The following is a 24,728-nucleotide window of genomic DNA, read 5'->3' on the forward strand; positions in this document are numbered from 1 at the left end:
TTGAATCCCCTTTATCTAATTGGAAAGTAATCATTACTTATTAATAAATCAAAAAAAGATGCGCTCGTATATGCTGCGTATTCTTGCCAACAATCTAATTTTTCAGAATCTGCGAAATCAGAAACAGATTTTACAACTAGCCCTATAGGTGATGGATTTCTTGAATGATCAGATGCTGTCATCACAGCATAAGCTTCCATATCTACACCCAAGACATCACGATTCTGCTTAATGATATCAACCATAGCATTGTCTGCTGCAATCACTTGAGCTCCGGAAGCTAATGGGCCCACATGAACGTTAAGCCTTCCTTGAGGAAAATTTCCTGCCCAACCTTGAACTATTTGTGTTGCAAAGCTTGGAAGAGCTCCAATTTCCATCGCTAGTTGAGATATACGGTGTTCTATTGATGCTTGATGGGGTGAGGCTTGAAAGACTTTCGACCCGTCTTGTTCTTGTGCTAATTTTCCGCTCCCCCAATCCCAGAGAGGGTCTCCAACTATAATATCGCCTATATTAACTTTATCCTTCACCCCAGCACAAATCCCTAACATTACTATGACTTTCGGTTTAAATCTTTCAATCATTTTCATTGCTAGTGATGCAGAGGCAGGCATTCCTTTTCTTCTTGCTGAAGCAGCAACTAAGTTGAAAGTACGAGAAGACAATTTTTTTGTGCCAAATGAGTAGCCGGTTGGGTCATCACTAAATCTTTTACTCTTCCAATCATAGGGTAACTTCAATACTGCATCTAATTCTGGAGGGCCCAATGCTGTAATGATGGCAATATCTACTTCAGGATTAATATTTTTAAATTTTTTAGACTTATGGGAGGCCAGCTTGAATCGGCCTTCCATAAATATTTTCCATTCCACAGATGAAGTTGAAAACTTACAAATACTGACGCCTCTCATACTGGCTTCTTGATAGTATTCTTCTAAAGAATCCTCTTTTTCTGTAATAAAAAATATATCAGAAGGTATTTTGGAGAACGAGTCAAGCATTATCATGTCAAACAACTCCATGCCACCTAGCCTGTTAGGCTGAGAACCAATATTTACCGGAAGGTTGATATCGAGTAACATCAAATCATATTGGTTATCTCTTATTTTTAATCGGGCATCGCGAGAAGTAGTCGAATGTTCAATTTCAACATTTGGATCTAGCTGTTGTAAAAAAACAGATATTGATTGTGTTTTTGAGTATTCATCATCTACTATGAGGACCCTAATCATCGTTGCCAGTCTCTTCCATGATTTGACTTTTCAAAGAACTACGCCATCCACTTTCCGATAAGCTATAATAAGTTAAACCACGAAATATTGGACTATATTGCTCTGTTAATTTCATTTCGAGTTGTTTTAAGGAAAGTCTATTAGGTTCATCACCATGCTTATCGAACATAGTCACTACAATAGTAGGTATGTTGATTTTCCTTAGTTTCATTTGAGCCAATAGGTCAGAACCTGCATAGCCTTCTGGTTTACCCCCACCAGGTTCAGACATAGAAGCATCGTAATTTGGCATGCTCATATCTAGTAGCATTAATGAGTAAACTGATTTACCAGTTATTACAGCTTTTAAACCACTACTAAAAGAACGTGCTGTATCAACTGAAGCATCCTTGAACTCTGTATTAAGAAATTCGATCAATGTAGTTAGTTTATCTTCGTCATCTTCGACAATCAAAAATTTACGCATCTGACGACTCCACTATGAATTTTATTGAAACTTTAAACCTCGTAACACCCTCAAACCCAAAGATTAACTCAGGGGAATTATATTGTGGGGAATTTATTGTTGACCAGATTTTATGAAAACCACTCCCCTTTTCTTTTTGCACTTTAACCCTAGTGTCCATTTTCTTAATTTCGCTTTCAATAACGGTTATTTTATCTATAGTTTCTTTAGTGCACTTAGATTCTTCAATATTATTTATTAGTTCAATTTCAAAGGTGTTGTTTATGTAAGATAAAGATGCATCCAATTCTAAATCATTAATAGGAAGCCCTGCATGTTCAATTGCATTTTCAAGTGATGCGCAATATACATCAACCATCCCATCTAAAGTTCGTCCCGGCATTGTATTGTCGAAGCTAATTTTTGAAATCTTAAGTCCAGACCAATTATCCGCACCAGAAATAGAACTGGAAACCATGTTTTTAGCAATTAATAATGGGAAATCCAAAGCGTAATCAGGTCTATCATAAACCTCACTTCTTTTAAACCATGTTGCAACATTTGATATTTGATGCTGAATGCTGGTTCTAGCCCTTGCAATATGATTATGAAGCTCTCCCATTTTATGATGATAACCTAGCAACCCTAATGATTCTGTTAATTTATCAAAAACATTCAAAATCTCAAATTTGATATCACCTAAGATAACTTGTTTAACTATCAATAAATTTCTATCGGTTTTTTCCCATAATAAATCTATGCATGAATCAATAAAGTCGTCAATATTGTTGTGCCTTTTCATTTTACTCTGTGAATAAAGCCTTTCAAAAGAGGTCGCTCTGTATTCGAATAATCCATGCGCATTACCTTGAATATTAATCCCATCCTCTCTTATTGAAACTTGAATAAGCTGATCCCTGACGTATGAAATTATATTGTCGATTCTTTTTCCAAAAGTAGCCAAAAGCATTAGAACGTTATTTTTTTCTATTTCATTTAACTCAGAAAGCCTGTCAATCCAATATAAATTTGGTGAATATTCATCAGAACCCTCTGTTTTTTCCGTTACTAAATATTCATCACTAATTGGTTTACGGATTGCATTACTAAACTTTCCATGTCTTACCCTAGTGCTTAGATAGGTATTTAAGCCATGTTCCCCCATCAAAAATTCGTTTGTAATCTCTGAAAACATAGCGCTGAACTGAGTGTCTTCTTTTGCTGTAGCATTAAAATGTGACATTAACAGTGTTATTGAGGAATTATGAGTGTCCATTCTACCTAAGGCATCGCCTAAAACTTCAATAAACTCCGACTCACTATTCCCCTCTGTAGGTAATGTGTTCTTATATTTAGAGTATACATCAACCAATCTTGATTTGAGTCTTTTCTTAATTGCTGTGACGTCTACATATACTCGGCTTTGATCCACTAGTTTGGTTGCTTTCGCAAGCTCGGATTTTTTTACTAAATCTCTAATTTCAAGCTGGTATTCGCTAGAGTTTTTAGGATCTATTTCAACCAATGCTTTACAAACTTGAATCCTTGCTTCTTCTATTTCTCTTGTCCCATTATAAATTATTGTTTGACCCATTATTTCCGGTCGCCATACTACCTTAAAATAAATTTTTATGTACTCTATGTTTAAGTCTTTCTTCAAAAGAAGATCATTTGGTGTAGCTATATTATTGCTTAAGTTGAATGTTTCAAACGCATATCTCAAATGAGATAGTTTATCATTGTTATTATAGTTTGTATAAAGCGCAAAGATTATAGGCAAGCAAATTGTGTCTGGCCATACGTCAGGATCATCTAGGAGATTTATAATTTCTTCAAATGGAAGTGCTGTGGGTGTTGAGGAATATTTCAAATAAGTTTCGGTTAAGTGTTCAAGTGCAGATAAAATATCACCTGACTGCATATAACACATTACAATAGCAACATGACATTTTAGTGACTCAGCATAGCCTGTAAAATTTAAAGCCTCATTAAAATATGCTAATGAACTTGTATAATTTTTATTCTTTAAATGAAAGTCCCCCATGTATCTCAAATATCTTTCATGACTTATTTCATCAATTAGATCCATTGAGCAATCTTCACCATTAATAGTAATTTCAAAAATTTTCTTAGTTATTGGATATCTGTTTTTAAAAATACTGTTTAGCAACTCTGCTACTTTATCTTTCTTGGTCAACAACAAAAGTGAAAATGGACTAATTGTTGATGTTCTGGAGTAGAGTTCTCTTCTAAAGTTATTTGGGTTGATAAAATTCCCTACAGATAATTCTGATAATACATGCAATCTTAAGACCGTCGACCATGTATGATTTTTAAATCTATCATCTAATGAATATAAATCTAATGCAGCTGCGTAAGAGTTTGAATCTAATTTCAAAACTTTTCTAAAACTGTTGGAAATGTCTTTAAGAATTCCACTTAGATTAATTTCTAAACTAGTGTGGCTTTCTGCTTTTAGTGACAATATAAGGAGGTTGATATCAGTTTTGTTATTTGAATTTTTGAAATATTCTTCAGCAAGTTCTACAGTTTTATCATACTGACCTTTAGTATAGCATTCTATTAAAGCCTCTCGATCTATATTTTCATCCACTTCAATTTCAATTTCATAGCTTAATAATATCGGAGTTAGCCTTGGATCTTTGGTAGCTTTATATAAGAAATTAAGTGGTCTTCTCAGCAAAGATTTAAGCTTATTTAATGTTTCTTCATTACCAACTGACCAACGAAAAATGGAAACTAATGACTCATAAAGATCAATTATGCTAGATTTATACTCAATGAACAAAATAGCTTGTATTTGCTCTATACTAAGATTATTAATATCAAAAACCTTAGCTTTAATATATTCATGAACTATTTTCAAATCTTGGTGCTTTAGTATGCGTGATAACTCACCTTGCAAGTGTCCCGGTATTGATGTCCCCTCAACTCTTTTACCAATAAAGTGAATGAGACATTCTGTCAGAAAGCTTAATTTTTCACTATTTCTGAGATTCGAAATTAAATGTTGCTTACTATCAGTTCCATCCCAATGTTGAGAAAGTGAAAGTTTATTTTCTATAAGCCAAACTGATTGACCAAATTTTTCTTCAACTAAGTCTAGGGATTCTTGATACTTTTCTCGGTTATCATCTAGGATTGAGGTTTCAATGTCTTTACTTAAATTAATGAACTCCCTTAATTCGGTGTTAAATAGCAAGCATAAAGAAATCGCCCATACAATTTCATTTGCTAGTGTTCCCATTTTTAGAATGTGAGTTATATCATACAAGTCATCTAAACTTTTCGGGAAGAAATTCTTGTTAATTTTTGATGCATCCTTTTTAGTTATGCAATCATGAAAGTAATCAAGAAGTATATTTGGTGGGGTTTCAGTTTTTATTGAATCTAACGTTTGAAGATTACTGTTACTTATTATTAATTTCGATCTTGTTTTTTTTACTAATGATTGATATTTCTTGTTCTTTAAATTATTTTTTTTCATGATTTTTTATTTCATTGGATTTAATGAACCTAATAAATATTACATCATGGTATATAAAATATCATAATGCTACCGCCCTCAGGATAACCTGAAGAGTGTTACGCTTTTGAAATCGAGAATGATAATTATGCTATCATAAACTTAGGAGTTTTCAGATAGAAAATCTATGTCGAGCAGGTGATTATATTAGGTTATCAAAAAACCTTACCATTTCATATGAAGCTTCGGAACAGGTGCTTAGAGTATCTTCTTAATGTTTTAACATTGTCAAACGTTTAAACTTATAAATTCATATAATTGGCGTTATATGAAGTTATTAATCAGCAAAATCTTGGCCATTTGCTCATAAAGCAGGCAGCGCTACGCAAATTCTGCAAGGGTGATACCCAGATACGCTTACAGATTTCACGTAGCGACGCCTCACAATCTGAGAGAAAAAACGGTCGATCATTATACGTAATTGATAGTGTCGGCAGATTCCCGGACAGGAAACGTTACTGTCGATTTGCAGAAACAAACGTTCAGGCATCTTGTAGCTAAGTAACCTTCCCTGAATACTGCAGTTTTACTGTGACAGTGTCACGAAAGTCAGCCGGGGATGTTACGCTGGGCGCACAAGCAGGATGGCACTTACGAAGAAGTGCATGGTAGCATGCACTCAGGGAAGAAACTCCCAGAGTGCATGAGTAAGGTGTTATTTTGGTGCCTGCCCTAACGGGTCTTCAGGATCCAGAAGTTCGATACTGCGAGGTGTACCGTTAACCAGTATTTTAAGGAAATGCCGGCGCTTCCACTTACCTGGTTCATACTGATGCTCTTTGAAAAAGTACGGACCGCGGACAAGCAGGTCTTTGTTGTCGTTGTAGCCAAAACCTACCTGCTTATTACCTGTCCAGTGTTGCTCAAACGCCACAATCGGTGCAGCGTCAAGGCGTGCACTCTCCTCAGCATCACAGACTGTATAGCTCTTACGGAAAATAAAGCACTGTCCGGACGTGTAGCGGTCGCGACCATTGGTTTCCACTAATGCGATGGAATAACCGGTGTAATCAGGGATTTTCACATACAGTTTAGTATGACCGCCTGAACCCTCAACATGCACCTTCAGAACAGGGCTGGAGCCCTCACTGTACCAGCTGGCAATCGTATCTGCTTTATCGCGCGCCTGCAGATAGATATGTGCCACCCCTTCTGGCGTTCTGCCAGTGTAATCGGTTTGTGTCTCACTCTGTGAGAGATACTGCGCTGTACCGAGCACGCGAACGTGTATCTGTGAGGCGGCATCAGAAAAATTGAACTCGCCGATATAAAACCATTTGGGCTTATCGGTGCGATTATCCATGTGATGTTGAGACGTCATGAAGTCGTAATTAAGCGACCCCTGAATCACTGCGCCTAGGTCAGAAATCTCCATGACGCCCCGATCGCCTTCAGCCAGCAGAGACCAGGGCTCAATGCCTTCCTTGCTGAAATCAAAGCCGGCACTATCACGATGTACGCTTTTCTGGATGATCATCGTACGGCAATAGCCCATTTTCATGGGATGAGTAGTCGATTCAATCACCAGCCCTTCGATGGTCCACTGCCCGTTGGTCAGGTCGCCAGCAAACTCAGAGTGCTCAATCCAGCCGTTGCGGATAAAGGACTGTGTACAGCGTGGTAAATCCAGCACCGGCTTTTTGGTGCCGCGCTGCAGGTTGAAGTTAGAGAGTTCAATCGCCGTGCTGTGGTCCCAGGCACCCCGCTCCCGATCTGACCAGCGCGCATAGACAATACTGTCCTGACATCCGCGTGAGTAGAACTGATCGATTTTGCAGTCCAGCGTGTCGATTAAATCCAGTGCTCGTCCACCCAGATAGCGAAACTCCATACTGGAGACACGAAGGAACTGGCCACCGATAATGGTGTTGGCATAAAAGCCAACCTTGTTAAATGCAGTACCGCCATCTTCGCCAGTTTCTGAACTTTTCCCTTTTACAACAAAGCCGGAAATCTCAGCTTAGCGGGCATTTACTTTGAAAAAGTGCAGGCCACGTGGCTTGGTATCCCAGTTAAAGAGCAGTGTGGTTGTCGGAAAGTAACCGAAGTTAACTGTGGCGCCGCTGACTTTGAATCGGTTGATTTCTTTATCAGAGATGTCGAATGTCGACATGCTGAACGTACCTGCAATGAATTTTATACCCGCTGATGGCAGCACGCGCTGCGACCAGGCAAACATGCGCTTCACGGCCTCAATACAGTCAGTTTCACCATCAGCAACAGCGCCAAAATCCACTACGGTTACGCTGTTATAATCCAGTACAACCCGTTTCCATCGTTTACCTTTTTCAGTGACAAATGTCATTCCGCCATCATCAACAGAACGGGTGTCTGTGGGATCATAAATGAACACGCCGCCACCCATCCGGGTATTCGCAGTGTATTCAAGCACAGAAGCGATAGCTCCGGGCGTTGGTGGTTCAGCTTGTCGAAGGGCAGCAATGTTAGGAAGCTGCATAATGGTGCCAGGTGAAGATGCAGCTGCCGCTAATACTCCAGAGGGATCGGTCATGGTGGCATTCTCCAATTGATAAAGAAATCAGAAGAAGAGATGAGTATAAGTTGCTGAATAAATTATGTTTATACCAGGCCAGCAATATTCCATTCGATTGGCACCACAGTTTCAGTATGGCTATCGCAACCGGCTGAAAAATCAGCAAAGCGAACCGGCCAGGTAAATACTTTACAGATTAACCTGACCAGACATTTGTATATAGATGGATCTTACTTAGCTTTTTTTCAGGAAAAACTTTCTGAATGAACCGAATTAAAAAAAGCATAAAGGTAAAGAATTTGAAGGTTTTAAATCAGTGAAGAGACGATGCTGTCATGATTGTTTTAAAAAGCAGGTGTTCAGTTTTATTCCCAAATGGTACGTCTCGCCTGGCACCCTGTCAGGTTGCTGTAAGTCATTTTGCTCATGAGCATCAGGTTGTGTTACCGGCCACGTTGTTGTAATGGCCGGGCATCAAAATCGAGGTTCTGTAAAATTACCGGTAAGTTACCGTCAACGTACCTGTCTGATGTTGAGAATCCAGCCACGATAGAGTCATGGTGGAAACAAGTGGGTTAGTTTTCTCAACAACATTACTTCTGCCAGCATGACTCAAAGGATAAACAGAAGATGCCGTACCACACTTTAGCGTTACACTGTCACTTAAAGAGCTGGCAGAGCAGCTTTCCTGAATAATCGCACCACTAAATTTGATGCTTCCTCCGGAAGTGTTAGCAGCAAAACTGGCTGTTGCAGGGGCTATACAGACCAGTAAAACAAAGGGCAGCAGGCAAGATCGCATGTAAAACTCCTTATGAGGGTTACATGTTTTATCGGCCTGCTGTTACACAACTTTAATGGTATTAACCACCATGCTTTGATCCCGCACGTGCCCTTTTCACCTTTCGATCATCTGATTGTCACACGTAGATCCAATCAATGACATACATCTCATAGCAGTCAGCATGCTTTATGATAACCACTTTACGTGTTGCGTCTGAACCCTCTTGAATGACTGATCTGGGAAATTGAACTGTTGCCTGGGTAACCTTTTTAACAGGTAGTTCGTTGTCACAGAATGAAGCTCGTGCTGCCAGCAACGGCTTTTAAATAGCAAAATAGATTGTTGTAACTATATTAATCGAGCGTCTTGTAGTTGTGACGCCCATCATTTTTCATATGACCTGTCACGAATGATTTCGCGATCAATACAAGGCAAGTGCTCACCTGAATGGTTACGATGCGCGATTTTTTCTATTGCAGCCTGATCACGTTTGTTATCACGTATGGCGAACGACATTTTAGAACCCACAGTAACCATAGCCTGCCTGGCTTTATGCTCTTCTGCCTGTCTCTTTAGCTCTGCCTGGTGGTGCAGTTTCTCTGAAAAAATAAGGTGCTCAGGTTTGGTTTTCTCTGCGCGCGGTACCGGTTGCGGCTCGCCTCCCAATATTCGCTTTATGTTCCAGGGTTGCCCTGTGCCACTGAGCCGGAGGAGCACGCCGGTCATCGGGTTTTCGCGGGCAACCTTCTCTGCCTCCGCCCACGAATCTGCTATCACAGCGCACCCATCCCGGCTGCGCTGAAAGCCGGCAAAACTTCCACTCTCGTTGCCTGCGCGGCGCAGGGTGCCGCCCGCTGAATACTGGCCTGCTGTTTGCCGGATGTCGCTGATTACCGCACCAGCAGCTTTACCGTTTACATCGAACAGCGGCAGAGCCACCTGAGGCACTGGATAACGGGCAAAGCCGCCAATAATACGCCCCATGAACTCCCCTTTTATCCCGGCATCACTTAGTATCCGCCGGCCCAGGCCGTTATCTGCAGCGGGCGTTGCCCGCTTATACAGGGTCACACCTGTCTGAATATGCCTGTCGGCATCGGCTTCCAGCACATCGTGTGCGCTCAGCCGGTCGGCAGCGCGCGCCATGCGCTGTGACCATGCTTCGCGATCGTCGGTATAGACCTGCGCATGCTCTTTGGCGCGAGAAAGTTGTACGTAACTGTTCTCCTGTGAAGCAAGACTGCCGCGGCGCCCCGTCACACCCTGCAGTGAGATACTGAAGCGCTCACTGGCGCCCTGACTGCCGTGCGTAGTGACTGCATAGGCAAGATCGATACGCCTGTCATACAGATCATGTACTGGATCCAGAACCCGGGTCGCGTCACCTGAACACAGATGCAAGCGGCTTTGTGCATCAACCCGCTCCAGTGTCCAGGTGCTGTTAGCCACATACCCTCGCTCCGTGTCTGTGGCAGCAAAGCGCAGCCGGTCGCCCTGGCTGACTACAATCGTTTTGTTTTCCCAGATGGAGATATCCTTTGCGCTGTTCTCTCTCACAGACAGCAGCCGCACCTCTCCATTTACTCCTTCCAGCGTAACGATACCCTGAGAGAGGTGTGTATCCCGGATAAGCCAGAACGCATCATCCATAAACGCCTGCCGGCCAGTATACTGTGTCCAGGTTTCCGGGATGCGCAGGGCAGTCTGCTGGGTATTAACACGCGATAATGCACTGATGTGGTACTCCTCCAGCCCCGTATCACCTGCCGCGTGGCGCAGATCATGAATTTTGGCGTTGACCACATCCCGGTCTTGATTCGTCTGCGTGATCACGAGCGTGTGGTGCTGCGCCTCAGGCGTACGCCCCGCATAGTCCAGGGCCATAGCATCAGTGACATCCAGGGGTACCTTTCGCTGTGTCAGCGACGCTGCAGTTTCAGAAGGTCCCTTTGCAGGGAACTCAACTACCGAGGCCGCAGGCACCCATGCATCCGGGCGACGCGGCACCTGATCCGGCGTTATCTGCTCTGCCTGATCAAGCGCACGCCGGTACGCGCCTTCAATCATGCTGTAAATAACCGGCTTAAGCGCTGACGTCTGACGAACGATGTCTTTCATCACCGCAATGTCCACCGCGCTGCGACGCTGCTGCATCGTAAAAGGAATGCCGGGCTCGGGCGATTTGAGCTGAGCACTGTCGCCGCTCATCACCGCCCGACCGCCGCCGGCAGCAATAATGCGATAGAGCTCCGCCATATCCCGATTACCTGTCATGGAACTTTCATCCACCAGAAAAAGGCGGCCTGCGTACCGGTTCCCGTCCCCGCCCTGGCCCCGCTGACGTTCATCTGCCAGAAAGGACGCCAGCGTTTGCGCCTTTACGCCTGCGGCCTGCATCTCATGCACGGCACGGTGGGTAGGGCCAAGTCCAATGACCTCTGGCCGGGTTGCCTCAGGCAATGTATTCAGCGCATTGAGCACGGCCCGCATCTGCGTGGTTTTGCCCACACCAGCATAGCCCTGTATAGCGATAAAGCGGTCCGGGCTTTGGAGAATAAGCGCCGACGCTGCCCGCTGTCCTAGGGTTAGCCCCGCCATTACCTTTTCGGGTACCCTGTCCATCAGTGGCCTTACCGCTCCTTTTCCCTCAGCAATATGACGAACGATACTGCGCTCCATCTCATAACTGCTTCGCCGGACCATCATGCTGATCCCGGCACCAGGTGCCACGTCGAGGTATAGAAGTTCACCTGTCCTTACCTGCCGCTGTATTTCCTGCCGTAAAGCATCAGGTGAAACACCGTCAGCAGCGCTCCAGGCGGCTTCCAGCAGCTGAATCGATGAAAATGTGATGCCGGACCGGTGTGCGCTTTCCGCCACTGCAGCCCCCTGTCTGACTGCTGACTGTACCGGTGTGTTCAGTGTCTTTTGCCTGGCTTTGATGGCGAGCTGAGGATCGGCAACGCCGGCGTGCTGACCGACCTCAGCCAGCGGTGTGCAGGGCTGAAGAGACTCCCGCAGCAGGCTTCGCGCCCGTGCCTCTTCGAGCGCGGTGTAGAGCGAAACCGATTTACCGCTGCGCGTTAGCTGGTTCATGCCTTCACAAGAAAGACTGGCACGCGAAGCCATCGCCAGTACATGCGCTGTCGCGCTGACGCTGCTGCCCGGCGCATGCACATAATCGTGACCGAGTTTCAGCGCCTGTGAGGCATCAAGCGTGATTGTCTTCTCACCCGCACGTACTGTCAGCGTCTCTTTAGTTACGGCCACTACCTGTACCTGATCGCCTCCGGTAAGCTGTCCACGCGCCTCCCGGGCTGTCACCTTGAGCCTGTCTCCTGGTGCAACCGACAGGAATTCTTTTCTGTAAAGGTTCCAGCTGGCGTCAATCTCTCTGATTTTCAGGGTTTGTCGTGCACCCTCTGCATGGTCGAGTGTCAGGGTATGAGTCTGTTCACCTACGCGCCTAACAACCCATCGCGTCATGCGCTTTGCCTCTGCGCCCCACTGCTCCATAACCATGCCCTCACGGTAGTTATCACGCAGGCAACGCGTTTTAGCGGTAAGCCATACTGGCGTGAGCGCCTCAAGCGTATGTGCTTCGCCAAGCAGGCCACGATCGGTCATCGCGCCGCGAATGGCTGCGGTCAGCGCCTTTTGCTCGCGAGGACCACTGATCTGCGCAGTGATTTCTTCGCCTGCCTCAGTACGTCTGACATATTCTTCTGCCAGGCGAGCGAAGCGTGCTCGTTTATCGGGTTCACAGATAAGGCTTATCTGCGCCTGCGAGCCATCTTTCATCCGGTAACGTGACATGCCCGCGTCTTTGAGTATGTCCAGAGCACAGCCAGTACCCTGACGCCGGCCGGTATTCATAAAAATCACCTGCATGGACTGACGTTGTGCGGTATTAAGAAGCGTCAGGGTCTGGCTTAAAGACAAACTTTCTGCCTGCTCAACAATCACCGTGGATTGCTCCGGCATCGCGTTCTGCTGTGTCAGCAAGTCTCTCCCGGACAATACAGCGACCTCACCCATCCCCTTTTCGCTGAGCCATTTCTCGCTGCGTCGGTCGGCAGCCAGAACTGTGACGGGTCGTCCCATATCCTGTGCCATGGCTGCGACCTCCCTTAATCGTGACAACGTCACATCAGCCCCTCCTCTACATTCGACAATGGCAAGTCGCGGCCGGTCCTGACGCATAACAGTGACCGCATCACTCCATGGCTGGGTGTAGCGTATTGCCTCTTTCTCTCTAATGGCGGCAGGGCCTTCCTGCCCTATGTCCTGCACAAGACTTCTTGCGCTGAGTTCATTGAGCAAATGGATACCTGAGGTGAACACGCCTTTTTCCTTATCCAGCGGTATCAGCTGATCCTGTTTGATTGCCTCCTCAATACCTGTTCGCACTGCATCAAATATGCCTGGTGCAGCCTCAAGCTGAGTTGCTGATTTGGCAAGCAGATCGGAGTAAGTAAAACGAACCGCGTTATCGCTCAGAACAGAGATAGCCCTGTTCACTGCTTCACGTGCTGCCGCGCAAAATGCAGGGGCTGGAATAGCGGGTTTGTCTTTCTCTTCCTGCGCGCGCATGTCGGCTGCCTGACGATACGCGCGTGGACTGAAGCCTGCCTCTTTGAGCCGCAGGGTCCAGTCAGCCAGCAACGTAAGCGGATCAACAGCCGCTTTCGCACGTCGGGTGTCCAGGGCGGCGACCGCGCGCGACTTTGGCGATGCCTCCGGTCCGACTGCTTTCTCAATAGCCTGCCGGCGCTGTGCAAAAGGGTCCACGGGCACATCCGTCATTTCCCAGAGTCCATTGCGGCCGGCATGACGCGTGGTATAGCCCAGCGCTTCAACCTCCTGCCTGAGCGTTCTGAGATAGATATTGCCTAGCGCAAGCTGATTTGCCAGCACGGCCTCGGAGAAACCGCTGCGGGTGTGCCTGTCAGAGGCAAGCGCGCGCCATCCCTGCTCTGTACGAGTGGCATTGGCTATCACCGCATGTGAGTGCAGCTGCGGATCAAGATCGCGGGAGGTATCATGGGTGAACACGGCTGCCATAAAGTTGCCGGTACGTTTGATGCTGGTCATGCCATTATGTGTAACGCGCGCGCAGGCCAGCGTTTCCGCTTCGCGCAAGGCTGCTGACACAGCCGTATCGTGAGCAGTAAGAAGCCGGCGATCGCCCGCCACCAGAGCCATCACTGACACACTTTTAGGTGCAGAGAATGTCAGGTCGTAGCCGGGCCGGTGCGTTTCACGCCCTCCTGAGACACGCGAGAGTGAGCTGCCATCCGGAAGCTGGCCATGCAAAATACGTGTGAGTTGCGCATTATCCACCGGACCTGTGAGGCATAGTGCCTGTGCACCTTTTCCTTCCCAGCGCGTTTTGAGGCTGCCCAGCACGTAATAATTGTCTTTGCCACTGTAATAGTCTGCGCCGGTGGTCGCGGATTTCACCAAGCTGAAGCTCATCACAGTGAATACTCTCCCATGTCGTCGCGCTCACTGCGTGCATGATTGATATTCATCTCTTCTCGCCGCACGGCACTGCGCGTCTCCTGTATCTGACAGTGCTCTTTAAAAGCCTGCATGTCCGTAATCTCACCGTCAGTGCCTACGCCCGGTATCGGTTTTGCAACCTCTTGCTGGCATTCACTGTAATCAGCTATGTCTGATGACAACAGCGGCTCTCCTCCTGTTTGCTGCGCGTTTGTTTCTGTAGTGAACAAGCCAGCCCATGAAGAGGCCTCACGCTCACGACGCAGCAGCTCCCTCTCAATGACCTCGTCCAGACTCTCGCGCACCTCACGCGGAATGAATTCTGCGGCGACCACCGGGCGGGAGACGTGCGGCAGCGACATGCGCACCACCGGATAATCGCCGGGAAGCGTCACAAAACAGCTCAGGTCAGGCAGCTTCTGCACCTCGGTGTAGCTCACCACGCTCACGCGGCGTTCATCCTTGCCGAAGCTCACGCCGTCGCGCACCTCATCGTTACCAAAGCTGGTCTGCTCGCTGAACGCTTTTTTCACCGTCTCACCGAGCTCCTCCTCCACGAACTTCGCCACCGCCGCGCTGGGCGAGCGGAAAAAGAATTTCGTGTTAAGCAGGTCAAACATGCCTTCGGCCGCTTTGGGTCCGTAAATTTCCTCAAGTTGCGGATAGCTTTGAAAGCCCAGCCCAAAGCAGCCGCCAAACTTGCGGGCTTCCGCCATGATCTCCGGCAGGCCAGGCAGCTTGTGCAGAGACTTGAGTTCGTCGTACCAGAACCACACCCGGCGATCGCGATTCTCGCCCATGGCAAGCAGACTGTTGGCGGCGATGGCCAGCCACATCGAGATAACCGGCTTGAGCGATTCATGATGCCGCTGGTCGGAGGTAATAAAGAGCCAGCCGTTTTTGCCGCCGTCTTTTACACCCTGCATCCATTCGCGGATGGTGAACGGCGGACGGCCGCTCTGTTCAATGCCCTGCAGATAGCGGATGGCTTTAACATAGTTGGTCAGCACACTACGAATCGAGATGGCAGTTTTTTCGATCTTTCCCTCCACCAGCACCGAAGCAGGTGTGCCAGCGAGTACCTTGCGCAGCTGGTCCAGGTTAATCGAGAGCAGGGTGCGCAGCAGGCGGTTGTAGCTCCGGTCGGGCGCGTCGCGCAGCTTTTCCGTGCCCTCAGCAAAGATGGTGCGGGCCGAGCCCTGCCAGAACGGGTCTTCCGAGGCCCCCATAGGGATGAGCGTGCTCGCCACCGTCTCCAGGTCCGACAGGCGCGGACACTCTGCCCACAGGTCCCAGTTGGCGCAGCGCGCGTCGTAGGGGTTCAGCACGTGGTCAATGGCGGGGTCGTAAAATTCGCGGATAAAGGTGCAGCCCTTGTCGTAGATAATCACGAGGTCCCCGCGATCGCGGCACTGCTCCAGAAAGCGGCGGATAAGCTGGGACTTACCGGTGCCCACCGAGCCGTGCATGGCGAAGTTCTGGATTTCACTGTTCTTCACGATGGGCAGGTCGCCCACAGTGATGACGGACGCCGTGCCACGCCGGCGCATCAGCCGGGCCACCTCTTTGGGGTTTTCGCAGAGTACGCGCCCGCCGGTGATTTCGTCCTGGCTCTGCAGCCGCCCCTGCCTGCCGAGATACCAGTAAAAGGCGCCGGCCAGCAGAAACACGCACACGAGTGCGATGACGAAGCACACCACAAGCTCCTGCGCGAGCAGCCGCCCGCAGTAGGTGGTATAGGGGTCAGACAGCACCTGCGCGGCCGGAAAGCGCAGCGTCTCTCCGTAGTAGCGCACGCTGTAAACGGTCTGTCTGACCATGTGCTTTGAGAGCGGATGAAACGAATAGACCCACCAGTAGAGCAGACCGTTCTGAATGTTCTGCAGGCCCACGCGCAGCCAGAGCGTGCCGCCGGTAATAAGGGCGAGCAGGATAAACAGGTAATAGGTCAGAATGCTGTTGATCTGCAGGAACATACGCCAGCGCATAAACGTGACCTGACCGCCCTGCGTGACGTCACGGGCTTTTAAACTCATGTCTTTTTCCTCGGGCTGTAAAAAGCCGCACGCAGCACGCGCGGCATTAAATCCGGTTAAAGTTTATTTTCCTTCCAGAGGTCATAGAGCTTGTTCAGGGCGGAGAGCTCAAAGCGGGCCATATCTATATTGAACATTGTTACAGCCAAAAAAAGAGTACCCAGCAATCCCATTGCAGATACATATGGTCTTATCTCAGGCGTCATCAAGACATATAAACCAATGCATATGTAGCCGCACATCCACAAGGCCGCATAAACCCTGACTTTGAAGACTACAAGTTTTATTATTACTGATTGATTTCTTATAGCTTTTGGAAGCGAAAGGTAGCGAGACCTGAAATTGAGACTTGCCAGTGATACGAGCAATGTTATGAAAGCAGTGAAATATATTGAGAAAAAGTCACTGATGCCCACTTGCCCAGAATCGGTACTAACTTCTATCGAAAATAAAACCTGCAAGACAGGAGGGACTACCAAAAAACACAGAACAGGAGAAATAACCTGCCACATGCCGGGAATAACGAAGTCGTGTTCCCGGAGTATTTCCCTGATTTTGTTAATGTCTTCATCGATCATTCTTTTGGTGAACATGCTTTTTCCTCAATAAAAGACTTCTGCCCGGTCATTACTTGACCTTCTGCCCGGTCTCTTCTTTTTTCTGCCGAAAGCTTCCGTCAGCCATATTAAACGCCGCCTCCAGACCGGAACGGTCCTCCTTAATGAGGCTTCGTCTGCTGCCGATTGTCTGACCGGTATCTGTTATCTGCTGCCGGCTTTCTTCTATCAGCGCCTCTGCACGCGCAGCCGTATCCGACCTGACGCCTGTACCCTCCCTGCGCGCCGCGATATCGGCTCCGCCCTTCTCATACAGGCTTTCACGCGGGTCCGCCTCGCCCTGCACGTCCGGCATTCCCTGCCGCAGGCTTTCGCGGTGGCTTGCGAAGTCGCCCTCCACGCGCGCCCGCAGCCGCTCCTCCATGAACTGCCCGGCCAGCGCCTCGCGCTCCTCCCGCGCCCCGACGTCCGCCGTGCTGGTCAGAACCCGGTCCGCGCGGTCCGGCGCGTGCTGCTGCACCCACGCCACGAACTCCTGCGTGTAGTTACCCTGCATGCCCGCGGTGGTGCTCTCCGAAGCCGAGGCCATCTCGCTGTACTCGTGGCTGCGCGTGCGGCTGGACGTGTACTGCTGATACTGGCTGTCCGCCCGGCTGAACGTGGCGCCGATCTGGTCGAGCAGCGAGCTGCCGGCGGTGTCGGAGCGCTGGGCCGACTCATCGGCACGGTGCGTGACGAGCTTATCCAGCCCCTGCCGGAAGTCCCGGGCGTCCTGGGCGTTCCGGTCAGCCGAGACATCCTGCCCGCTCGTGCTGATGTCGTTCAGGCTATCCGACTTTCCTTTGTCAAAACTTCGATCAACAGAACCATGTCCTTCTGCTTTCAGGCTCGCTCCTATAAATGCTTCGCCAACTTTTCCCCAGAGGGTCTTAGATGAATCAAGACCGCCTCTTACGCTTCCGCCAAAACCTTTCCTGAAATTATCTCCCATCGAATGCAGCTGGCTGACCGCCTCGCTCTCGCTGACGTTGTTGCGCCGCGCGAAGCTCTGCACCGCGGAGAGCACCTGCCCGGCCGCCTGGCTCGCCGTGGTGCTTTCAGACCGGCCGCCGCTCTCCGTCACCCCGGCCGTGTGCCCGGCCTGCGACGCAAACTGCTTCAGCAGGCTGTAGCCGGTGTTCACGCTCTGGTTGTAGCCCTGCAGGGCGCTCTGCGCATGCACGTCGCTCTCTCGCGCCAGCCGCTGCGCCGTACTGCTCTGCGCCCGGCTGAAGCTGATGTCCGTGGCAAGCTTCGATATCGCCGGCTGCACGTTGATGACAGACCCGCCGTCGCCGGTCACCGTGCGCAGCGCCCCGCTGCCAGTCTGGTTCGTCATCTGACCTGATGCATAGCTGCTGTTTGTATCCCACTTAAACCCCTGCACGTTGTCGGTCTGCAGGTTGTTAAACGCCCAGGTCCCGTCCACCGCCTGCGCCCCCGACTGCGCCGCGGAGCTCTGCAGCGCCGAGCCGAGGTAGCTGCCGGCCTGCGACATCACCCGGTGCAGCCCGAACACGATGCCGCCCGCCATAAAGGGAATGGAGAGCGCCAGCCAGCCCGCGGTGGTGGCGATGTCCGAGTACTGCTGCTGCACCACCGAGATATTGGCGAGCGTGACCGGGGTGTTCCCAGTCTTTACGCTCAGGTAGAAGTTCATGGCGTTGTTCAGGATGGCAAACAGCAGCGGCCAGCACTGCAGGTAGGCGATGGAAAACACGTAGCCCTTAATGACCTCCAGCGTAAGCACGCTGATAAGCGCCATTATCATCACCAGCGGGAACATGCCCAGCAGCACGCCCATCAGCACCGACTGCATCACCGGCAGCGTTTTGGTGGCGATGTCCGCCGCCGTGGCCTGGCTCATGCGCAGCCGGGAGTAGGAGGTCTCCGATGCGAGGTTCAGCAGGCTCGCGGTGTCGCCGTTGCGCGCCGCGTAAGCGGGAATGCCCTTGCGCAGGGCGCTTATCGTGACGTTGCGCTTCATGATGTCGCTCGCGCTCTGGCCCGCGCCGTAGAAGTACTGGTAGCTGTCGCCCATCATCTCGCCGAACAGCACCGCGGCGTCGGGCCGGGTGCCGAACAGCTCCCGCACGTAGTGCGTCCAGGTCTGGCCGCCCGCGCTGGTATCGGTGGTCATTACGGTCTGCAGCTCCTGCGCCGCCCACTGGCAGATACGGAAGGTGCCGGTGCGGTCGAACACCCCGCGCAGCGGGCTGGGCTTCGAGAAAATCAGCGCGTAGGGGTCGGAGGTGTTCATGAGGTCGTACATCGTGTACTTGTGGTTCAGCATGATGTCGCCGATAACGCAGTTCTGCACGTAGTCGGAGAACAGGCCGCTCATGGCCGGGTTAGACGAGAAAAAATCGGCGCTGCGCCCCATCAGCTCCGCCCCGAACAGCATGCCCGTGCGGCTGTAGGTCAGGGCGTCCGGCTGGTGAAACACCGTCTCGTAGCCCTGCACCAGCGCGTGGCCCACGGAGGTTATCAGGCTGAAGGGCAGCGACAGGCCCACCGGCACGTTGTCCACCTGATAGACGTGCAGGGGGTCGGAGAGGTCGACGATCTGCACCGGGCGCTTCACCCCGACGAGCACGCCGGTGACCAGCACCATGGCCGCGGCCCAGCGCACGAAGGTCAGGATATCCTTGCCGCGCACCCAGACCATGGCCGCCGCGACTACCGAGAGCGTGGTCGCCATACTGACAACGGAGCGCCAGTCGTTCATCTGAAAAAAGGTGGCGACCGCGTTCAGCGAGTCGCGAAACCAGCCGCCGCCCGTGATGGTGTATATCGTGTCCACGTTTCACTCCCCAGTTCCCGGTGCCCGGCCGGACCTGATATGACCTGATACGCTCCGGCCTCCCGCAGCGTCACCGCGGCGGGACGACCTCAGCGCGTAAACCGGTAGTTTTCCTGATAGCGGGTCAGCAGGTTGCTGGAGACCTGCTGGCGCATGTAGCTCATCTGCCGATCCACGACCTGCAGGGTGTCCTGCTGCACCTGCACCTGCGACTGCAGCCGCGCGAGACTCTGCCCTGCCAGGCTCAAGCTCTCCTGCAGCGCCTCCATCGCCGGCTGCGGGTAGTTGCTGCCCGCCATCGCCACCCGCGTCTGCTGCATCATCTCGCTCACGTACTGCATCAGGATGTCGTAGCTGATGTAGTCCGCGACCTGCCAGAGCAGGGAGTTCGCCACGCCCAGCGACTGCGGGTCGGAGAGATACTTCAGCACCGGCACCCGGGTGGAGGAGATAAAGCCCTTCTCCTTGTCGTTCAGCGGGTCGTCCGCGGCGGCCTTGTTCTGGATGCTGCCCAGCAGGGCGCGCACCTGCCCGTTGAGCGAGCTGCCCGCGCTGATGCTCACGTCCGTGAGCACGGGGTTCAGGCACTTGTCGGCGGAGTCGCAGTGGTAAATTTTCGCCCGCCCGCCGTTCATCATGGCGCGCAGCACGTCCTCGTTGGTGGTGAGCGGGGCGAGCGGCATCACGTTGCCGTTGTCCGTGAAGACAATCGTGCCGGTCAGGCTCATGGCGAACTCCTTCAGCTCGCGGTTGCCGTCAAACAGCCGGTTTTTGCCGAGCGAGTCCCAGATGAGGTTTTTGTTCTTCAGCACCTGGTCCTTTTCGCTGTCGTCCGCCCGGTCGGTGACGCTGTCGTACTCCCCGCCCACTGTGCAGCCTTGCCGGGATGCGGCCCAGTCGGCGAAGATGTTCTTCTCGCCCGCGATGTCCTGACAGACCTTCTGCTGGGAGACCTGCGTGCGCGGCCAGAGGCCGCCCACGATGCCCTGCGCCGCCTGACAGGAGGACATGTTGGCGCTGTTGAGGTCGGAGGCCATCTTCTGCAGAAAGTCCTTGGCCTGCTTGAGCTCCGGCACGGTGGTCTGCAGCGCCAGGTCAAAGAAGTAGCCCGCGGCGTTGCCCATGATCTGCTTGACGTAGCGCTGGAAGTTTTCCCCGTTGATAAACGAGAAAGAGCCGAGGTAGGCGTCAATGCCGCCGCAGCCGGCGTTGAGGTCCGGCAGCGCCAGGGAGATCAGCTGGATCTGCTTTACCTGCGTGCGCATGTAGAGCGAGCCCCCGCTGGCGTAGCCCGCGGCCTGCCCCTGCCACGCGTGCGGCGTGCTGACGTTGCCCTCAAAACCGAGCTTGCTGAAAAAGCCGTTCAGGTCGCTGCCGACGTCCGCCCCGGCAGGCACCGCGGCCAGCAGCACGAGGGCTGCAATCGTCCGTTTTATGCGCATCACCGCAGCCCCCCGCGCAGGGCCACGTGAAACACTTCGTCCAGCCGGCTCATGAGGAGCGTCTGGTTACCCTGCAACAGCGGAAAGGCGGTCAGGGTATGCACGTTCACCAGAAACGAGGTCGGGGTGGCAACCGGAATGCCGGGCCCGAAGAAGCGGGTCATCACCTCGGGCGTGGGCGTCAGCGGGTCCGGAAACGCCCGGTCCCCCTGCCCGTCCAGCGAGTAGGCCAGCACGCCGATGCCCGCCGCGTTCGCCATCTGCTTCACCAGCGGATCGTAGCGGTGGCAGAACGCGCAGGTCGAGCTCATGAATATCACCACCTTCCAGTTGTTCAGATCCACGCGCGCCCCGCCGGAGATCGCGTGCCAGCGCGGCGCGGGCGCGGCGGCCGGCGCAGGAGCAGGAGCAGGAGCAAGAGCAGGAGCAGGAGCAGGAGCAGACGCTGCCGGCACACCGGTCACGCCCGCCGGGGTTTTACCGGCCTCCAGTGCCGCAATGTCCTCCCGCGTGGAGGACGCGGCCGGTCCGGCCGTCGTACACAGCGCCAGGACCAGCAGGATCAGGGCCCGCGCCGCGTTACAGCTATCAGATATCATCTTCCGTTCCTCAGAAATTGGGTTTGAAGTCGGTGGCGACGTACAGAAAGCGCCGCGCCAAATCGTCCTGCGAGATGAAGCCGAAGGCCAGCGGCTTCGCCGTGCCCTCGCGCGGATCCACGAGCACCAGCGCGGGAAAGTGCGTGACGCCCAGCCGCTCCGCCTGCCCCTGATTCATCCGGGTCTCCGGCAGGGTGGCGCTGGCCTTTCCATCCACCGTAACCGGGATGAACGACACCCCGTGCTCGCGGCTGAAGCCCTTCACCACCTCCGCCAGCTGCGCGTCCGCCGCCTCCCCGCCGCGGTAGAACAGAAACACCCCGTACTGCTCCGCCAGCGACGCGATCGCCTTCCGCTCGCGCCGGCGGTCGTCCGACTGCTGCAGGCGGGCGGTGCCGTTGTAGTGGCTGTGCTGCAGGTTGTAGTCGAGCTCGGGGTGCACCAGCATGGCCTTCTGCGCCACCATGCTGAATTCGCCCGCTCGGGCGGTCCAGAAGTCCTGCAGGCGCTTGAAGCGCGCAAAGTTCTCCACCGTGGGCGTCATGATGGCCGCGGCCAGGGCGGCCTTCGTCTCCTGCTGCAGCGCCGCCATGCGCGCCTCCGGAGACATCTTCGGGGGTGCCGCGGGCGCCTCTTCCTCCGGCGGCTCGGGCTCGTGATACCAGTGCCAGCCCGCCTCGTCGGAAGGATTGCGCAGCACGTCCGCGGCCGGCGCGCTCAGCGGAAGCACGACAAGCAGGACAAGCAGGCGTTTCATTTCGCTCCCTTTCGCGGCTGTTGTTGCTGCTGCTGTTGCTGCTGCTGCTGCTGCGCGATGATTTCCTTCGCCCGCTCCAGCAGGGCGCCGTCCTCCGGAATTTCGGCGCCGTTTTCCAGGTCCTCGTAGAAGTTCGTGAAGTCCAGCCGGCTGAAGTCGATGCGCTGCAGCTCATCAATGGTTATTCCCCGGCAGTCCGGCGACTTCGCGTCGCCGAAGCCCACGCCAAGCTGCCACTGCCGCCCCTGCTGCTGCACGATCTGCGCAAGCTTGGAGTCAAACAGGCAGAAGCTACGCTTTTTCTGCAGGCAGACCCCGAGCACCCGCCGGTCGCAGTACTCTCCGACCTCCACAGTGAGCTTCCGCTCGCGCGCCTCGCCCAGCGCCTTCTCCTCCGAGCTGCAGTGCGCGAGCCCCGCGTCGCTGCCCCATCCGCCGCCCGCGCAGCAGTTGTTAAAGCCCGCCGCCGCCTTGCGGCAGCTCTGCGCCTCGCCCGTGAAGGCCCGCACGTTCGCGTCGTTCAGCGCCGCGACGTCCTCGCCCGCCGCGGCCACGGCCGCCAGCTGGGAAATCGCGTGCTGGAAGCTGTGGCTTTTGCCGGCCTCCGCCTGCGCGCAGGAGCCGTCCGCGCAGAAGAACTCGCCCCCGCAGAGCATGCCCTCTGACTCCGTCTTTGTTTCGCAGGTGTAGGTCACGTTCTCGTGCAGGCACACGCCCTCGTCGCTGAAGGCGCAGGCGCGGGTGGCGATCGTGCAGGCCGGGTTCTGCTCGTACTCCCCGCAGGTGCCGGCGTCCGCCTCCTGCGTGCGGTAGGTGTCGGTGTACTCCCAGCAGTCGCTGTGCACCGGGTACGTCACGCCGTCCACCACGACCTCGCGCGTGCCGCCCGGCACGCTGCAGGCGCTGCCGATGAGCGTGACGCCGGGCTCCTGCGCGAGCGTGCACGGCTCGCTCCAGACCACCTCCGGCACCCAGCGGCGCGTTTTGACCGCGAGCGTGAGCGTCAGGGTAAAGGCGTAGCGCATCTTGGTATCCGGCCACAGGGACGCCGCCCACTGGCCGCTGCCGTACTTTTTATTGGTGAGGCTCACGGTCAGGCTGGCGTTCTCCCCGAACTGCTGCCCCGCGGGCAGAAAGGCGGTTCCGCTCGCCTCCTGCATCACCGCCTGGCCGCCCATGGCGTTCACGACCAGCACGTATGCGTCCCCGCCGTAGGCCAGCCCCTTGTTCCAGGAGTAGGCCATCGACGCGCTGACGACCTGCCCCGCCGGTACCGGCGCGCTGGCGCTGTAGGTGTCGCCCGCGAGCGCGAAGCGGAGGCTCTGCCCGCTGATGGTCACGATTTCCTGCTTCGTGGCCTCTTTCCAGTGCCCCGTGATGGAGGCGGTGCGTTTGCACGTCCGGGTGGCGTTCACGTCGCGCTCGCAGACGTGGCTGCTGATGACGGTCTGATCTTTTTTTACCGGCTCGCACCCCTCAAAGCTGCCGTCGGTGACCTGCCCGGCGTTGTCCTGCGCGTCAAAGCCCGCCGACACGAAGGGGGCCTCCGGCAGGATGGGCTCCCGGGGGTTGCTGAGCTCGGACTCGGTGATGGTCCGCCCCGCCTCGGTCTCCTGCAGGGCGCGGTTGCCGTCATCGTCCATGTTGTTGGAGGGGTCCGTGACCCCGCCATAGCGCGAGGCCTCCGGGGGGCTTGCCGTAAAGCCCGGAATGGAGGCCGCCGGATCCATGTCCCGCACTGCCGAGGCGCCCTGCTCCCTGATGCTCTGCGCGTAGCCGGTGCCGGCGGTGAAGTCCTCGTTCGCGCCCGCCGCCGCGCAGAGCAGCAGGGCCCAGCACAGGTGCTTAGCGTTCATCGCGCGCCTCCGCCTCCGCCAGCAGCGCCCGGGCGACGGGCGCGCACTCGCCCGCTTCAGCCACCTTTGCCAGCATCTCCGCGGGCGGCAGGCTGCCGGCGATGCGGTCGTGCTTCGCGCCGCAGACCACGACCAGCGCCGGCACCGCCGTCACGCCGTAGCGCCGGAACGCCACCGGATCGACGTTCAGGCCGCCCTGCCCGTTCTTTTTCACCAGCTCAAAGGTGAGCCCGGCGGTTTTGCGCAGGTCGTTGTCCACGAATCCCCGCAGGGTCACCGGGATACCGAAGCGCGCCGCGCCACCGATCACGGCCCTGACGCCCGCCTCGCCCATGGAAAACGACGCGAAGTAGAGGGCCCGGGGCGCCGGCTTTGCCTCCCCGCCCGTCAGCTGCCGCTTTGCCCGCAGCCCGCTGATAAAGTCCCGGCCGTCCGGGCTCAGCCGGCTGAAGGGGTTCAGGACCGCACCAGGCGCCGGCCCTGCGGCGGCCGGTATCCGGTTCTCTCCGGCCAGATCCCAGGCAAACGCTTCGCCCGCCCGTCCGGCTGCGACCCCGTCGTCGCTCTGCCCGGCGGCGGAGCAGGCCAGCAGCGCCGCCGCGCACGTCAGTACACGTTTCATCTCTTTC

The 24,728-nt window shown here is 53.4% G+C and carries 14 protein-coding genes; all 14 read right to left on the reverse strand.

What is annotated here, in order from left to right; genetic code table 11:
• Positions 1–11: 11 nt before the first annotated feature.
• The 14 genes from F3I15_RS05650 to trbC all read right to left on the reverse strand — a co-directional run bounded on the left by F3I15_RS05650 (position 12) and on the right by trbC (position 24,721).
• A complete protein-coding gene (locus tag F3I15_RS05650) occupies positions 12–1,235 on the reverse strand; it encodes a response regulator (RefSeq protein ID WP_150016978.1) in 1,224 nt (407 codons plus the stop codon).
• Positions 1,228–1,701 carry a response regulator gene (locus F3I15_RS05655; protein ID WP_150016980.1) on the reverse strand — a complete coding sequence of 158 codons (474 nt, stop codon included), beginning with the start codon at positions 1,699–1,701 and terminating at the stop codon, positions 1,228–1,230. The genes F3I15_RS05650 and F3I15_RS05655 overlap by 8 nt, the downstream gene beginning before the upstream one ends.
• Positions 1,694–5,188, reverse strand: coding sequence for a hypothetical protein (locus F3I15_RS05660; protein WP_150016982.1), 3,495 nt, complete (start codon positions 5,186–5,188; stop codon positions 1,694–1,696). Before F3I15_RS05660 ends, F3I15_RS05655 begins: the two co-directional genes overlap by 8 nt.
• A 694-nt stretch (positions 5,189–5,882) precedes the next feature.
• The gene (locus F3I15_RS18310) at positions 5,883–7,058 is read right to left on the reverse strand and encodes a hypothetical protein (protein WP_223810683.1); all 1,176 of its coding nucleotides are present in this window, start codon (positions 7,056–7,058) and stop codon (positions 5,883–5,885) included.
• Between the two features lie 129 nt (positions 7,059–7,187).
• Positions 7,188–7,739, reverse strand: coding sequence for a hypothetical protein (locus F3I15_RS18315; protein ID WP_223810684.1), 552 nt, complete (start codon positions 7,737–7,739; stop codon positions 7,188–7,190).
• A gap of 1,150 nt (positions 7,740–8,889) precedes the next feature.
• Complete coding sequence (gene traI, locus F3I15_RS05670) at positions 8,890–13,983, reverse strand: conjugative transfer relaxase/helicase TraI (protein ID WP_150016984.1); 5,094 nt, start codon at positions 13,981–13,983, stop codon at positions 8,890–8,892.
• The gene (traD, locus tag F3I15_RS05675) at positions 13,983–16,046 is read right to left on the reverse strand and encodes a type IV conjugative transfer system coupling protein TraD (protein WP_150016986.1); all 2,064 of its coding nucleotides are present in this window, start codon (positions 16,044–16,046) and stop codon (positions 13,983–13,985) included. Before traD ends, traI begins: the two co-directional genes overlap by 1 nt.
• 56 nt (positions 16,047–16,102) lie before the next feature.
• Positions 16,103–16,639, reverse strand: a complete 537-nt coding sequence (locus F3I15_RS05680; RefSeq protein ID WP_150016988.1) for a hypothetical protein — start codon at positions 16,637–16,639, stop codon at positions 16,103–16,105.
• Positions 16,640–16,673: 34 nt separating this feature from the next.
• Positions 16,674–19,445 (reverse strand): conjugal transfer mating-pair stabilization protein TraG, encoded by a 2,772-nt coding sequence (gene traG / locus F3I15_RS05685; protein ID WP_150016990.1) that lies wholly within the window; start codon positions 19,443–19,445, stop codon positions 16,674–16,676.
• Between the two features lie 89 nt (positions 19,446–19,534).
• Entirely contained in the window at positions 19,535–20,887 is a 1,353-nt protein-coding gene (gene traH / locus F3I15_RS05690; protein ID WP_150017204.1) for a conjugal transfer pilus assembly protein TraH, read from the reverse strand.
• Complete coding sequence (gene trbB / locus F3I15_RS05695; protein WP_150016992.1) at positions 20,887–21,486, reverse strand: type-F conjugative transfer system pilin assembly thiol-disulfide isomerase TrbB; 600 nt, start codon at positions 21,484–21,486, stop codon at positions 20,887–20,889. The genes traH and trbB overlap by 1 nt, the downstream gene beginning before the upstream one ends.
• Positions 21,487–21,496: 10 nt before the next feature.
• Positions 21,497–22,243, reverse strand: a complete 747-nt coding sequence (gene traF / locus F3I15_RS05700) for a type-F conjugative transfer system pilin assembly protein TraF (protein ID WP_150016994.1) — start codon at positions 22,241–22,243, stop codon at positions 21,497–21,499.
• Positions 22,240–24,099: a type-F conjugative transfer system mating-pair stabilization protein TraN gene (gene traN / locus F3I15_RS05705; RefSeq protein ID WP_150016996.1), complete on the reverse strand. Its 1,860-nt coding sequence runs from the start codon at positions 24,097–24,099 to the stop codon at positions 22,240–22,242. The genes traF and traN overlap by 4 nt, the downstream gene beginning before the upstream one ends.
• Positions 24,089–24,721, reverse strand: a complete 633-nt coding sequence (gene trbC / locus F3I15_RS05710; RefSeq protein ID WP_150016997.1) for a type-F conjugative transfer system pilin assembly protein TrbC — start codon at positions 24,719–24,721, stop codon at positions 24,089–24,091. The genes traN and trbC overlap by 11 nt, the downstream gene beginning before the upstream one ends.
• Between the last annotated feature and the right edge of the window lie 7 nt (positions 24,722–24,728).

The organism is Pantoea sp. M_9 (assembly GCF_008631385.1).
In the GTDB taxonomy this organism is placed as follows: domain Bacteria; phylum Pseudomonadota; class Gammaproteobacteria; order Enterobacterales; family Enterobacteriaceae; genus Pantoea; species Pantoea eucrina.